This window comes from Streptomyces rubrogriseus (assembly GCF_027947575.1).
Lineage (GTDB): Bacteria > Actinomycetota > Actinomycetes > Streptomycetales > Streptomycetaceae > Streptomyces > Streptomyces rubrogriseus.
The window spans coordinates 6,684,099-6,698,637 of the sequence record NZ_CP116256.1 but is presented as its reverse complement, the minus strand read 5'-3'; the positions used below and the strand labels follow the sequence as shown (position 1 = coordinate 6,698,637).

The 14,539-nt window shown below is 72.5% G+C and carries 11 protein-coding genes; 8 read left to right on the top strand and 3 right to left on the bottom strand.

All coding sequences use genetic code 11. The features are described from left to right. Positions 1–58: 58 nt before the first annotated feature. A complete protein-coding gene (locus Sru02f_RS29995) occupies positions 59–730 on the bottom strand; it encodes a bifunctional DNA primase/polymerase (protein ID WP_109036081.1) in 672 nt (223 codons plus the stop codon). A gap of 446 nt (positions 731–1,176) precedes the next feature. On the opposite strand from Sru02f_RS29995, the gene nsdA reads away from it, so the two are divergent. From nsdA to ftsH, 6 genes are all read left to right on the top strand, one after another. Further along, a complete protein-coding gene (nsdA, locus tag Sru02f_RS29990; RefSeq protein ID WP_109036079.1) occupies positions 1,177–2,676 on the top strand; it encodes a transcriptional repressor NsdA in 1,500 nt (499 codons plus the stop codon). Positions 2,677–2,995: 319 nt separating this feature from the next. Next, the gene (locus Sru02f_RS29985; protein ID WP_109036077.1) at positions 2,996–4,342 is read left to right on the top strand and encodes an ammonium transporter; all 1,347 of its coding nucleotides are present in this window, start codon (positions 2,996–2,998) and stop codon (positions 4,340–4,342) included. Continuing rightward, positions 4,339–4,677 (top strand): P-II family nitrogen regulator, encoded by a 339-nt coding sequence (locus Sru02f_RS29980; protein ID WP_003973409.1) that lies wholly within the window; start codon positions 4,339–4,341, stop codon positions 4,675–4,677. The genes Sru02f_RS29985 and Sru02f_RS29980 overlap by 4 nt, the downstream gene beginning before the upstream one ends. A 49-nt stretch (positions 4,678–4,726) precedes the next feature. Then, entirely contained in the window at positions 4,727–7,204 is a 2,478-nt protein-coding gene (locus Sru02f_RS29975; RefSeq protein ID WP_167469823.1) for a [protein-PII] uridylyltransferase, read from the top strand. Positions 7,205–7,302: 98 nt separating this feature from the next. Beyond that, positions 7,303–8,853 carry a signal recognition particle protein gene (gene ffh, locus Sru02f_RS29970; RefSeq protein WP_109036330.1) on the top strand — a complete coding sequence of 517 codons (1,551 nt, stop codon included), beginning with the start codon at positions 7,303–7,305 and terminating at the stop codon, positions 8,851–8,853. Between the two features lie 119 nt (positions 8,854–8,972). Then, positions 8,973–10,919: an ATP-dependent zinc metalloprotease FtsH gene (gene ftsH, locus Sru02f_RS29965; protein ID WP_109036073.1), complete on the top strand. Its 1,947-nt coding sequence runs from the start codon at positions 8,973–8,975 to the stop codon at positions 10,917–10,919. A gap of 19 nt (positions 10,920–10,938) precedes the next feature. On the opposite strand, the gene Sru02f_RS29960 is transcribed toward ftsH, so the two are convergent. Beyond that, a complete protein-coding gene (locus tag Sru02f_RS29960; protein ID WP_109036071.1) occupies positions 10,939–11,556 on the bottom strand; it encodes a hypothetical protein in 618 nt (205 codons plus the stop codon). 150 nt (positions 11,557–11,706) lie between these two features. Continuing rightward, a complete protein-coding gene (locus tag Sru02f_RS29955) occupies positions 11,707–12,594 on the bottom strand; it encodes a class I SAM-dependent methyltransferase (protein ID WP_109036069.1) in 888 nt (295 codons plus the stop codon). A gap of 671 nt (positions 12,595–13,265) precedes the next feature. On the opposite strand from Sru02f_RS29955, the gene Sru02f_RS29950 reads away from it, so the two are divergent. Together Sru02f_RS29950 and rpsP are read left to right on the top strand one after the other, a co-directional pair. Further along, positions 13,266–13,862 carry a hypothetical protein gene (locus Sru02f_RS29950; RefSeq protein WP_003973403.1) on the top strand — a complete coding sequence of 199 codons (597 nt, stop codon included), beginning with the start codon at positions 13,266–13,268 and terminating at the stop codon, positions 13,860–13,862. Between the two features lie 255 nt (positions 13,863–14,117). Further along, positions 14,118–14,537: a 30S ribosomal protein S16 gene (gene rpsP / locus Sru02f_RS29945; RefSeq protein WP_007444852.1), complete on the top strand. Its 420-nt coding sequence runs from the start codon at positions 14,118–14,120 to the stop codon at positions 14,535–14,537. Positions 14,538–14,539: the final 2 nt, after the last annotated feature.

The following is a 14,539-nucleotide window of genomic DNA, read 5'->3' as shown; positions in this document are numbered from 1 at the left end:
GGGCGAGAAGCGCCCGCCTCCCGGACCGGGAGACGGGCGCTTCGCCGTTGGCGGAGGCCTACGCCCGGGACCGGTGGGCCACGTAGGCCAGCGTGCCCAGGAGCAGCCGGGCCGCCGGGGGCTTCGTGGCCGAGTCGAGGGCCGGAGGGCGCAGCCAGCGCACCGGGCCCCGGCCGCCGCGGTCGGAGGGCGGGGCCGTGAGGTACGTGCCGGGGCCGAGGCCACGCAGGTCGAGGGCGGACGGGTCGTCCCAGCCCATCCGGTACAGCAGCCGGGGCAGCTCGGCCGCGGCGCCCGGAGCGACGAAGAACTGGGCGCGGCCCTGCGGGGTCGCCGCGACCGGCCCGAGCGGGACGCCCATGCGCTCCAGCCGGGCCAGCGCCCGCAGCCCGGCGGGCTCGGCCACCTCGATCACGTCGAAGGTCCGCCCGACCGCCAGCATCACCGCAGCCCCGGGGAACCGGGACCAGGCCTCGCTCGCCTCGTCCAGGGTCGCCCCGGCGGGCACCCGGGGCGCGAAGTCCAGGGGGTGTGCGCCCGGCGCCGGGCAGTCGGGCAGGCCGCACGAGCAGGCGCCCTGGGCGGTCCGGGCGCCCGGCACCACGTCCCAGCCCCACAGCCCGGTGAACTCGGCCACGACGGTGCACTCCGAGGGGCGGCCGCGGCGACGCGCGCCGGGTCGGATCTCGCGCAAGCCCCGACTGCTGCCGATGCCGATCGTGAAGCCCATGCCCCCTCCAACGGGTCCGACGCAGCGGCGGTTACGCAGCGGACGTGAAACGTGACTCTCTGCTTCCAAATCCCCAGTCCGACGCGGTTCAGACAGCGTCCGGAGGCACTCCGGGGTGGTGCGTCCCACGGCGCACGCCCCGGTGTGCACCGTTGCACCGACTCCCGGTTGGCCTATGTCAAGTGAATCGCGTCCCGGCCACCGCGAGTTCATTCGAAGGGGTGGCGAATGGTGGCGATTCCGCAATCGCCATGGCTGGACGAGTGATCGTAGGACTACTTTGTGTGCATGGAGCCTTGGGGCACATGCACTTGTGGGTATGCCGGAGGCAACCCGGCTTTCCGTTCGAAGGGTGCCAACCACCGGACGGAGGGCCCGGGCCACCGGCATTCTGATAGGGCTTGGCGCACTCGGCGACAGGTGGTCTCAGGGATGGGGGCGTTCCAGTGAGTGGCAACGGCGGAAGCGGTACGAGCGCGGGGAGCGCGTCGCACGCCGACAAGCGCCCGAACGAGCTGCTCACCTCCTGGTTCGCCCGCAGCGGCTGGTCCAAGGGCGAGCTGGCCCGCCAGGTCAACCGCCGGGCCCGCCAGTTGGGCGCCAACCACATCTCCACCGACACCTCACGCGTGCGCCGCTGGCTCGACGGGGAGAACCCGCGCGAGCCGATCCCGCGGATCCTGTCCGAGCTGTTCTCCGAGCGGTTCGGCGTCGTCGTCTCCGTCGAGGACCTGGGCCTGCGATCCACCCGCCCCACGCCCTCCGCGACCGGCGTCGACCTCCCCTGGACGGGCCCGCAGACCGTGGCCCTGCTCAGCGAGTTCTCGCGCAGCGACCTCATGCTGGCGCGGCGCGGCTTCCTCGGGAGCTCGCTGGCCCTCTCCGCGGGCCCGTCCCTCATCGAACCCATGCAGCGCTGGCTCGTCCCCACACCCTCCGCCGGCCCGTCGGCCGACCGCGAGTCCGCCGCGCCCGCCTCCCGCGCGCGCGGCCGCCTGTCCAGGCCGGAGCTCGACCTGCTGGAGTCCACGGCCGTGATGTTCCGCCGCTGGGACGCCCAGTGCGGCGGCGGCCTGCGCCGCAAGGCCGTGGTCGGCCAGCTGCACGAGGTCACCGACCTGCTCCAGGAACCGCAGACCGAGACCACCCGCGCCAAGCTCTTCAAGGTCGCCGCCGAGCTGGCCGAGCTGGCCGGCTGGATGTCGTACGACGTGGGGCTCCAGCCCACCGCGCAGAAGTACTTCGTGCTCGCCCTGCACGCCGCCAAGGAGGCCGGGGACCGGCCGCTCGGCTCGTACATCCTCTCCAGCATGAGCCGCCAGATGATCCACCTCGGCCGGCCCGACGACGCCCTGGAGCTGATCCACCTCGCCCAGTACGGCAGCCGGGACTGCGCCAGCCCCCGCACCCAGTCGATGCTGTACGCGATGGAGGCCCGCGCCTACGCCAACATGGGCCAGCCCGGCCGCACCAAGCGCGCGGTGCGCATGGCGGAGGACATCTTCGCCGAGGCCGACGAGTGGGACGAGCCGGACCCCGACTGGATCCGCTTCTTCTCCGAGGCCGAGCTGTACGGGGAGAACAGCCACTCCTTCCGCGACCTCGCCTACGTGGCCGGCCGCAGCCCCGCCTACGCCTCCCTCGCCGACCCCCTGATGCGCCGGGCCGTGGAGCTGTTCGCCAAGGACGAGGAGCACCAGCGCTCCTACGCGCTGAACCTGATCGGCATGGCCACCGTGCACCTGCTGCGCCGCGAACCCGAGGAGAGCACCGTCCTGGCCATGGAGGCCATGGGCATCGCCAAGAAGGTCCGCTCCGAACGCGTCAACACCCGCATCCGCAAGACCGTCGACACGGCCGTACGCGATTTCGGCGACCTCGGTGAGGTCGTCGACCTCACCGAACGGCTCGCCGTCGAGCTGCCGGAGACCGCGGAAGCGGTCTGAACCCCCACCAGCCCCGGCCGCGGCCGGCCCTCCCGAACTGCCCGACTCGGCTCCCCCATGCCAGGTCATTCGGAGGCCGCCGCGGCCGGTCTGCGTTCCGGGCCGGACGGCTCGGTCACGACCACGACCGCACCGGCCCGCACCCGGCCGTTCACCCACGCGTAACACGCACCGTGCCTTCGTCACGGCGGCGAAACAACGAGGGGCTTCCACCGAAACCGCGCTGCGTCAATGTCGTGGCGCATAACCGGCCCACCCCTCACCGCCCGACCGCCAGGCTTCGCCCCCACGGGGCCGCACCAACGACGAGGAGACGCCGATGGCTCCAGCCATCACGCTCGCCGCAGAGACGGAGCTCTCTGCCGCCAACACGGGCTTCATGCTCATCTGCTCCGCCCTGGTGATGCTCATGACCCCGGCCCTGGCCTTCTTCTACGGAGGCATGGTCCGCGTCAAGAGCACCCTGAACATGCTGATGATGAGCTTCATCAGCCTCGGCATCGTCACCGTCCTGTGGGTGCTCTACGGCTTCTCCATGGCGTTCGGTACCGACTCCGGCAGCGTCGTCGGCTGGAACTCGGACTGGGTCGGACTCAGCAACATCGGCCTGACCGAGCTGTGGGACGGCTACACCATCCCCGTCTTCGTCTTCCTGGTCTTCCAGCTCATGTTCGCCGTCCTCACCCCCGCCCTGATCAGCGGCGCCCTCGCGGACCGGGTGAAGTTCACGGCCTGGGCACTCTTCATCGCCCTGTGGGCCACGATCGTCTACTTCCCGGTCGCCCACTGGGTCTGGGGCGCCGGCGGCTGGGCCTTCGAACTGGGCGTCATCGACTTCGCCGGCGGCACGGCCGTGCACATCAACGCCGGTGCCGCCGCCCTCGGCGTGATCCTCGTCATCGGCAAGCGGGTCGGCTTCAAGAAGGACCCGATGCGCCCGCACAGCCTCCCGCTGGTCATGCTCGGCGCCGGTCTGCTCTGGTTCGGCTGGTTCGGCTTCAACGCCGGGTCGTGGCTCGGCAACGACGACGGCGTCGGCGCGCTGATGTTCGTCAACACCCAGGTCGCCACCGGCGCCGCCGTCCTCGGCTGGCTCGCCTACGAGAAGATCCGGCACGGCGCCTTCACCACCCTGGGCGCGGCCTCCGGCGCCGTCTCCGGCCTGGTCGCCATCACCCCGGCGGGCGGCGCGGTCTCCCCGCTCGGCGCGATCGCCGTCGGGCTCATCGCCGGCGTGGTCTGCGCCATGGCCGTCGGCCTGAAGTACAAGCTCGGCTACGACGACTCCCTCGACGTGGTCGGCGTCCACCTCGTCGGCGGCATCCTCGGCTCGCTGCTCATCGGCTTCTTCGCCAGCGGCAAGGGCCAGTCCGACGTCGAGGGCCTCTTCTACGGCGGCGGCCTCGACCAGTTCTGGAAGCAGTGCGCGGGCGTCTTCGGCGTCCTCGCCTACTCCCTGGTCGTCTCCGCGGTCCTCGCCTTCCTGCTGGACAAGACGATCGGCATGCGGGTATCGGAGGACGTCGAGGTGGCCGGCATCGACCAGGCCGAGCACGCCGAGACCGCATACGACTTCAGCGGCGCCGGCGGCGGTGCCGCCCGGACGGCCGCCACGCCGGCCGCCTCCACGGCCGGGTCGGCCCCGAGCAAGAAGGTGGACGCATGAAGCTCATCACCGCCGTCGTCAAGCCGCACCGGCTCGACGAGATCAAGGAGGCCCTCCAGGCCTTCGGGGTCCACGGCCTGACCGTCACCGAGGCCAGCGGCTACGGCCGCCAGCGCGGACACACCGAGGTCTACCGGGGTGCCGAGTACACCGTCGACCTGGTGCCCAAGATCCGCATCGAGGTCCTGGTCGAGGACGACGACGCCGAGCAGCTGATCGACGTCGTCGTCAAGGCGGCCCGCACCGGCAAGATCGGCGACGGCAAGGTCTGGGCGGTCCCGGTCGACACGGCCGTACGGGTCAGGACCGGCGAGCGCGGACCCGACGCGCTCTGAGCAGCTCTGGGCCAGCTCCGAGGCACGACAACGGAACGGGAGTCGCCGGGTGACGAGTACGGGCGTGACGGACGAAGCAGAGGACTCGGGACCCGGCGGCTACGCGGCGGCCCGGCTGCGCCTCCTCACCGAGGGGGCGCGGTCCGGGCCGCCGCGCCGCAGGGCGCTCGCCGAACTGACGGACGACTGGCTGGCGGGCCTCTTCGGCGCGGCCACCGAGGGACACACCGGGGTCTCGCTCGTCGCGGTCGGCGGCTACGGGCGCGGCGAGCTGTCCCCGCGCAGCGACCTGGACCTGCTCCTGCTGCACGACGGCCGGGACGACAAGGCCGTCGCCGCACTAGCCGACCGCCTCTGGTACCCGGTGTGGGACCTCGGCATCGACCTCGACCACTCCGTACGCACCCCGCAACAGGCCCGGAAGACGGCGGGCGAGGACCTCAAGGTCCACCTCGGTCTCCTGGACGCCCGCCACCTGGCCGGAGACCTCGGCCTGACCGCCTCGCTGCGCACCGCCGTCCTCGCCGACTGGCGCAACCAGGCCCCCAAGCGCCTCCCCGAACTCCGCGACCTGTGCGCCGAGCGCGCCGAACGCCAGGGCGAGCTGCAGTTCCTGCTCGAACCCGACCTCAAGGAGGCCCGGGGCGGCCTGCGCGACGCCACCGCGCTGCGTGCCGTCGCCGCCTCCTGGCTCGCCGACGCCCCGCGCGAGGGACTCGCCGAGGCCGGGCGGCGCCTGCTCGACGTGCGCGACGCCCTCCACCTGGCGACGGGCCGGGCGACCGACCGGCTGGCCCTGCAGGAACAGGACCAGGTGGCGGCCGAGCTGGGCCTGCTGGACGCCGACGCGCTGCTGCGACAGGTGTACGAGGCGGCCCGCGTCATCTCCTACGCGGGCGACGTCACCTGGCGCGAGGTGGGCCGCGTGCTCCGCTCGCGGTCCGTACGGCCACGGCTGCGCGCCATGATGAACGGAAGGAACGGCGGGAAACCGGTCGGCGAGCGCTCCCCGCTCGCCGAGGGTGTCGTGGAGCAGGACGGCGAGGCGGTGCTCGCCCGCACCGCGCGCCCCGAACGCGACCCCGTACTCCCGCTGCGTGCCGCGGCCGCCGCCGCGCAGGCCGGACTCCCGCTCTCCCGGCACGCCGTACGGCGCCTGGCGGCCACCGCGCGCCCCCTGCCCACGCCCTGGCCCGCTGAGGCGCGTGAGCAGTTGGTGACCCTGCTGGGCTCGGGCCGCCCCACGGTGCAGGTCTGGGAGGCGCTGGAGGCCGAGGGACTGGTCACCCGGCTGCTGCCCGACTGGGAGCGGGTCCGCTGCCGCCCGCAGCGCAATGCCGTGCACCTGTGGACCGTGGACCGGCACCTGATCGAGACCGCCGTCCGCGCCGCCGGGTTCACCCGCCGGGTGCACCGCCCCGACCTGCTCCTGGTCGCCGCGCTGCTGCACGACATCGGCAAGGGCTGGCCCGGCGACCACTCCGTGGCCGGCGAGACCATCGCCCGGGACGTCGCCGCCCGCATCGGCTTCGACGGCGCGGACACGGCCGTCCTGGCCACCCTCGTACGCCATCACCTGCTGCTCGTGGAGACCGCCACCCGGCGCGACCTGGACGACCCGGCCACCGTGCGCGCGGTCGCGCAGGCGGTCGGCACCGAGCACACGCTGGAGCTGCTGCACGCGCTGACCGAGGCGGACGCGCTGGCCACCGGGCCGGCCGCCTGGTCGTCCTGGCGCGGCTCCCTCGTCGCCGACCTGGTGAAACGGGTCTCCGGAGTGCTGGCCGGGGAGCCGCAGCCCGAGGCCGAGACCGCCGCGCCCACCGCCGAACAGGAGCGGCTCGCGGTCGAGGCCTTCCGTACCGGCGGTCCGGTACTGGCGCTGCGGGCCCAGACGGAGCCGCCCGCCGAGTCCGCCCCGGCTCCCTCCCCTTCCTCCTCGGCCGACGGTCCCGAGCCCCTCGGCGTGGAGCTGCTGATCGCCGTGCCCGACCAGGCGGGCGTGCTCCCCGCCGTGGCGGGCGTCCTGGCCATGCACCGGCTGACCGTCCGCACCGCCGAGCTGCGGTCCGTGCCGCTGCCGGACGGCGTCGAGGGCTCCGTCCTGCTCCTCGACTGGCGGGTCGCCGCCCAGTACGGCTCCCTGCCCCAGGCCGCCCGGCTCCGCGCCGACCTGGTCAGGGCCCTGGACGGCACCCTGGACATCGCCGCACGGCTCGCCGAACGGGACGCCGCCCACCCCCGGCGCCGGGGCGTGGAGCCGCCCCCGCCCCGCGTCACCGTCGCCCCGGCCGCGTCCCGGCTGGCCACGGTGATCGAGGTCCGCGCCCAGGACGCGCCGGGGCTGCTGTTCCGGCTCGGGCGGGCACTCGAGGCGGCGGGGGTGCGGGTACGGAGCGCGCACGTGTCGACGCTGGGGGCGAACGCGGTGGACGCGTTCTATGTGACGCGGGGCGAGGGGGTGCCGTTGCCCGGGGACGAGGCGGCGTCGCTGGCCCGGGAGCTGGAGGAGTCGCTGCGGGGGTGACCGTCCGCTCTCTGCGGCGGGCAGGGACACTTTGCCTGCCGGGCCGGATACCCTTGAGGGCGACCCACACCAACGCCGACGCGAGGACCTACGCCGCCGTGTTCGATACTCTCTCCGACCGCCTGTCAGCCACCTTTAAATCCCTCCGGGGCAAAGGCAGGCTGACCGAGGCGGACATCGACGCCACGGCCCGCGAGATCCGCATCGCGCTCCTCGAGGCCGACGTGGCGCTGCCCGTCGTGCGCGCCTTCATCAAGAAGGTCAAGGAGCGCTCCCTGGGCGCCGAGGTCTCCAAGGCGCTCAATCCCGCCCAGCAGGTCCTCAAGATCGTCAATGAGGAGCTGGTGGGCATCCTGGGCGGCGAGACCCGCCGCCTGCGCTTCGCCAAGCAGCCGCCGACCGTGATCATGCTGGCCGGTCTCCAGGGTGCCGGTAAGACCACCCTCGCGGGCAAGCTCGGCCACTGGCTCAAGGAGCAGGGCCACTCCCCGCTGCTCGTGGCCTGCGACCTCCAGCGCCCCAACGCCGTCAACCAGCTGAGCGTCGTCGCCGAGCGCGCCGGTGTCGCGGTCTACGCCCCCGAGCCGGGCAACGGCGTGGGCGACCCGGTCAAGGTCGCAAAGGACTCCATCGAGTTCGCCAAGGCCAAGGTCCACGACCTGGTCATCGTCGACACCGCCGGCCGCCTGGGCATCGACCAGGAGCTGATGCAGCAGGCCGCGGACATCCGGGACGCGGTCTCGCCGGACGAGATCCTCTTCGTCGTCGACGCGATGATCGGTCAGGACGCGGTCAACACCGCCGAGGCCTTCCGCGACGGCGTCGGCTTCGACGGCGTGGTGCTCTCCAAGCTCGACGGCGACGCCCGCGGTGGTGCGGCCCTGTCGATCGCCTCGGTGACCGGCAAGCCGATCATGTTCGCCTCGAACGGCGAGAAGCTCGACGACTTCGACGCCTTCCACCCGGACCGGATGGCCTCCCGCATCCTCGACATGGGTGACCTGCTCACCCTGATCGAGCAGGCGGAGAAGACGTTCAGCCAGGAAGAGGCCGAGAAGATGGCCTCCAAGCTGGCGTCCAAGAAGGGCCAGGACTTCACCCTGGACGACTTCCTGGCCCAGATGGAGCAGGTCCGGAAGATGGGCAGCATCAGCAAGCTGCTCGGCATGCTGCCCGGCATGGGCCAGATGAAGGACCAGATCAACAACCTCGACGAGCGCGACGTCGACCGCACGGCCGCCATCATCAAGTCGATGACCCCGGCCGAGCGCCAGGAACCGACGATCATCAACGGCTCGCGCCGGGCCCGTATCGCCAAGGGCTCCGGCGTCGAGGTCAGCGCCGTGAAGAACCTGGTCGAGCGGTTCTTCGAGGCCCGCAAGATGATGTCCCGCATGGCCCAGGGCGGCGGCATGCCCGGGATGCCGGGGATGCCCGGCATGGGTGGCGGCCCCGGCCGGCAGAAGAAGCAGCAGAAGAAGGCCAAGGGCAAGCAGCGCTCGGGCAACCCGATGAAGCGCAAGCAGCAGGAGCAGGAGGAGGCCGCCCGTCGCGCCGCCGCCGCGCAGAGCGGGGGCGCGCTGGGGCTGCCGCAGCAGGGCGGGCAGGACTTCGAGCTGCCGGACGAGTTCAAGAAGTTCATGGGCTGACCGCCGCCCGTCCGGGCGTAGTGCGTCGCCGGGGCGTCTCCTTTCGCAGGGGGTGCCCCGGCGTCGTACATCCGGTACACCCACATGCCCGCGCGGCTTTCCTGTCGTAGCGTCCGGATATGACCAATCCGTCCCCGCCGCGCAAGGCACCGGAGCCGCCCTGGCGGACCGAGGGCACGCCCGACGAGCCGCCCAAGCCGCCGCCCGGTGGCCGGCGGATGCGCGGCGGCTGGTGGAACCTGATCCTGGCCGCGCTGATCGTGTACCTCATCGCCAACCTCGTGCTCTCCTTCTTCAACGAGGGCGACGAGCCGACCATCTCCTACACGGAGTTCAGCAAGCAGGTCGACGAGGGCAACGTCAGCAAGATCTACGCCAAGGGCGACGCGATCCAGGGGCAGCTGAGGAAGGCCCGGGACAATCCCGAGGGCGACGGGACGTACACCAAGTTCACGACCGAGCGGCCGACCTTCGCGGACGACCAGCTCTGGGCCGAGCTGACGAAGAACAAGGTCACGGTCACCGCCGAGCCCGTCGTGCAGCACCGCAGCTTCCTGGCCAACCTGCTGATCGCGCTGGCCCCGATGCTGATCCTGGTGGTGCTGTGGATCTTCATCGCCCGGCGCATGCGGGGTGCCCTGGGCGGCGGGGCGGGCGGGATGCTGGGCCGCAAGGCGCCGCCGAAGCCGGTCGAGCTGGAGGCCGGGAAGCCGCGCACCACCTTCGCCGACGTCGCGGGGATCGACGAGGTGGAGGGCGAGCTGAGTGACGTCGTCGACTTCCTGAAGAACCCGGACGCCTATCGCCGCATGGGCGCCAAGATGCCCCGGGGCGTGCTGCTGACCGGCCCGCCCGGTACCGGAAAGACGCTCCTCGCGCGCGCGGTGGCCGGCGAGGCGGGGGTGCCGTTCTTCTCCGCGTCGGCGTCCGAGTTCATCGAGATGATCGTGGGCGTGGGCGCCTCCCGGGTGCGGGAGCTGTTCGCGGAGGCGCGCAAGGTGGCGCCGTCGATCATCTTCATCGACGAGATCGACACCATCGGCCGCGCCCGCGGCGGCGGCTCCGGCATGGGCGGCCACGACGAGCGCGAGCAGACCCTGAACCAGATCCTCACCGAGATGGACGGCTTCTCCGGTTCGGAGGGCGTGATCGTCATCGCGGCCACCAACCGCGCGGACATCCTGGACGCGGCCCTGACCCGGCCCGGCCGCTTCGACCGGGTGGTCAGCGTCTCGCCGCCGGACCGCGGTGGCCGGGAGGCGATCCTGGAGATCCACACCCGTGAGATCCCGCTCGCCCCGGACGTCGACCTCGCCCAGGTGGCCCGTACGACGCCGGGCATGACCGGCGCCGAGCTCGCCAACCTCGCCAACGAGGCGGCGTTGCTCGCGGTGAAGCGGAAGCAGGAGCGGGTGACGCAGGCGAACCTCTCCGAGGCGCTGGAGAAGGTCCAGCTGGGGGCCGAGCGCCCGCTGGTGATGCCCGAGGAGGAGCGCCGGCGCACCGCCTACCACGAAAGCGGTCACGCCCTGCTGGGCATGTTGCAGCCGGGCGCCGACCCCGTCCGCAAGATCACGATCGTGCCGCGCGGCCGGGCGCTCGGGGTGACGCTGTCGACGCCGGACGCGGACAAGTACGCGTACACGGAGGAGTACCTGCGCGGGCGGATCATCGGGGCGCTCGGCGGCATGGCGGCCGAGCACGTCGTGTACGGGGTGATCACGACCGGTTCGGAGAGCGACCTCGAACAGGTCACCAACATCGCCCGCGGGATGGTCGCGCGGTGGGGCATGAGCGAGCGGGTCGGCAGGCTCTCCGCCCTGCCCGGCGACGCCCAGCAGGCGTACGGCCTCGCCGCCGCACCCCAGACGCTGGACGCGATCGACGGGGAGATGCGGCGGGTCGTGGACTCCTGCTACGAGGAGGCCGTGCGCAAGCTGCGCGACCACCGGGGACAGCTGGACGCGCTCGCCGAGTCGCTGCTGGCGAGCGAGACGCTGGACGAGGCGGAGGCGTACCGCATCGCCGGGATCACCCGGCTGACGAAGGACGACCCGGAGGCGTGAGCACCCCTGGCGGGGCTGTCTACTTCTGCGGGAACTTCCAGACGTAGGGCTCGCCGTCCTCCTCCGACCAGTGGACCTCGACGCTGGTGGCGCCCGCGGGGATCACGTAGGTCTCGCAGAAGACATGGCTCTCGCCCTGCTTCCAGCTCTCGACGTCGTACGGGTCCTCGCAGCCCGGCGCGTCCTCGGCGGCGCCGATGAGGACGCCGCCGCGCTGCCCGTCCGCGAAGACCGTGGTGCCGTCGTGCACGTCGGAGCCCTCGGTCAGGGCGGGTCCGCCCTTGTGCGTGTACTTGATGTGCGCGGTGGCCAGCACCTTGCCCTTGGCGTCCGCGGCGTCCGCCACCGCCTTCGCGGCCTCCGCCTCGGTGCCCACCTCGACCTTCTGCGCCAGGACGTCGTAGGTGACCTCGCCGGGGTCCTCCGCCACCTTCCCGCTGGCGCTCTCGCCCTGCGCCATGTCGCCGCCCGAGGCGGGCCGGGAGGGCGACGGCGAGGCCTGGGTGGTCGCCTCGGCGGTCGCCCCGCCCTTCGCGTCGGCGCCGGAGTCGTCGTCCCCGCCCCCGCACGCGGTGAGGGCCAGGGCGAGGACGGCGACGGGCGCGGCGAGGCGCAGTGCGGTCTTGCGGTGCGGCACTACAGGCTCCTGTATGCAGATGTGTCTGTTCCCCCGAACGGTGGATCAGCGTAGGGGTCCATGATCCACCGGGGGAAACGGCGGGAACCCTCGACCGCCTTCTTCACACCATTCACACCTGCATCGAAAGAAGCCAGTCCGAACCGGTCGTCAGGGGACCCGGGCGATCAGATAACGGAAGACGTTCGGCATCCACACGGTCCCGTCCGGCCGCCGGTGCGGATGCAACGCCTCCGTCAGCTCCTTGTCGACCTGCTCCCGGTCGGTCGCCGCGACCGCCGCGTCGAACATGCCGGTCGACAGCAGCCCGCGCACCGCGCTGCCCGTGTCCGCGTAGCCGAACGGGCACGCCACCCGCCCCGAGCCGTCCGGCCTGAGCCCGGCCCGCTGGGCCACCTCCTCCAGGTCGTCGCGCAGGGCGGGGCGCCAGCCGCCCGTGCCGTGCGTCGGGTCGGTGAGCTTGGCCGCCACCCGCAGCACCGACGTCGTGGCGCACCGCTCTGGCGGGCCCCAGCCGGCCAGCACCACGGCCGCGCCGCGCGCCGCGAGCGGCACCGCCCGGGCGAGCAGGTCACCGAGCGGCTCGGAGTCGCCGGCGCGGCAACCGCTGGGTTCGAAGGCGGTCACCAGCGTGAACGCGGGCGCCGTGGGATCCGCCGCGTCCCCGGGCGTGCCCTGGACGATCCGTGGTGCGCCGCCACGCGTGCGCGTGCTCACCGTGCTGTCCGCCCCGGACTCCTCGGAGGTCCCGGGCAGCAGGCGCCGACGGGCCAGGTCCAGGAGTTCCGGGGAGCGGGAGTCGACCCCGGTCACCGCCGCACCGCGCGAGGCGGCCATCAGCAGCGCGAGTCCGGAACCGCAGCCCAGACCCAGCATCCGGGTGTCGCCGCCCACGTCCAGTCGCTCGTAGACGGCCTCGTAGAGCGGTACGAGCATCCGCTCCTGTATCTCGGACCAGTCACGCGCGCGTGCACGCGGGTCCACGTGAGGCGCCGCCTCCGCGTGGGACGAGTGCTGCCGCACGAGCGTAGGTGTCATAGGAAAGTGCCCCAATCGCCGAGTGTTGCCGCCGTGCCCGATTCCGTGGCCCCCGTGCAGTGCGCTCGCACTCCCCCCGTATGCCAGGTAACTCCGGGCTCGCCGTGGCGTCCAGTGGTGGCGGGGCCCGGTTTGCCCGATCCCCGGCACCGTGGCGAGATTTCACTTCCCGGCAACACGGGCCTGGCCGCGTGGTACCCGGGACATCCCCGTCCCGTGCGCCGGCCCGGATGGCCGGATCGTGTCGCCGGTCGATGACCGTGGGTGGCCGCCGCACCGACGGCACGGTTCCGGCCAAGGTCGGCCGGGCCGACCGGCACCGCGCGGTGCCCGGACGCGCCGGGAGGCGGGGCGGTGCCGCACGCCGGTGGCGCACCCGGTAACGTCACGTCCGTCGGCGCGTCCGCTCGGACGGCATCCCTCCGGGGCGACAGCGGCCGAAACGCCCCTTGCGCACGCGCGGGCCCCTCGCACTCCGGCGTGTGGACGGCGGTTACGCGCCGGTGCGTACGTCGGACTACGCACCAGCTTGGTACGAGCTGTGAGGCTTCTCCGCAGATCAGCGCACCCGCCCTCGTCGGGACGCATCAGCGGCAACTGACTGGTACGTGCAAATTATTTGGGATGCCCCGGAATAGGAACACAGCGGCACCCCGGCTCGTTGTCATTACGTGAGCACGACACCACCTGTTCTCGCCGCAGAGCTGGCGCAGGCGTGGGCCGACATTCAGCGGCACCACACCGAGCTGCCCGATCTTGCCGCGCCCGAGTCCCTGATCGGAGAGTCGTCGTCCGCCTGCGGGCACGAGCTCTCCTTCGAGCGACTGCTTCACGAGGCAGTCCACGGCATCGCCGCAGCGCGCGGAGTACGCGACACCTCCCGCGCGGGGCGCTACCACAACCGCCGATTCCTCGCGATCGCCGAGGAGCTGGGCCTGGACCACCCCGAGGAGCCGCATCCCAGCAGCGGCTTCTCGCTGGTCACGCTCACCCCCGAGGCGAAGCGCCGGTACCGCCCGACGATCGAACGCCTCCAGCGCGCGCTGAAGGCCCACACCGTCGCCACCGCGACCGACACGGCCCGCAGCTTCCGCGGTCCGGCCGCCCGGCACGGCTCCTCCGGGGGAGGGGTGCGCGTGAAGGCGGTCTGCGACTGCGGGCGCAACGTCCGCGTCGTCCCGTCGGTGCTGGCCCAGGCGCCGATCATGTGCGGCGGCTGCGGCAAGCCGTTCCGGATCCCGGAGGTGGTCGGCGCGGGAATGAGCTGACGGTCCGGCTGCTCGTGGCAGCCCGACCGGTGCCGGGTGCCGTCGCCCGGGGGCGAGTGGTCCGCCCGACGGCGGGCCCGGAGCCCGCCGTCCGACGGGCCTGCCCGCGTGTGGCACAATGGCTAGCTGTACTCGACAGTCGCACAGGACCCCTCTCTCCTCCGGCTGACGCGTCCATCGGGCACTCGGGTACCGCAACCCCACGCGGCTCTCTCGCCGTGCCCAACCACGTCAAAACCAGGAGAACCCACTCCCGTGGCAGTCAAGATCAAGCTGAAGCGTCTGGGCAAGATCCGTTCGCCTCACTACCGCATCGTCGTCGCCGACTCCCGTACCCGCCGTGACGGCCGGGCCATCGAGGAGATCGGCAAGTACCACCCGACGTACAACCCGTCGGTGATGGAGGTCGACGCCGAGCGTGTCGCGTACTGGCTCGGTGTCGGCGCCCAGCCGACCGAGCCCGTGCTCGCCATCCTGAAGAAGACCGGCGACTGGCAGAAGTTCAAGGGCGAGCCCGCCCCGGCTCCGCTGCTGCAGCCGGCCGAGAAGGCGGCCCGCCCGTCCTTCGAGGCGATCGGTGGCGAGGACGAGGGCAAGGGTGAGGCGATCACCCAGAAGAAGAAGGCCGACAAGAAGGACGAGGCCGCCGCCGAGTCCTCCGCGTCCGAGGCCTGAGC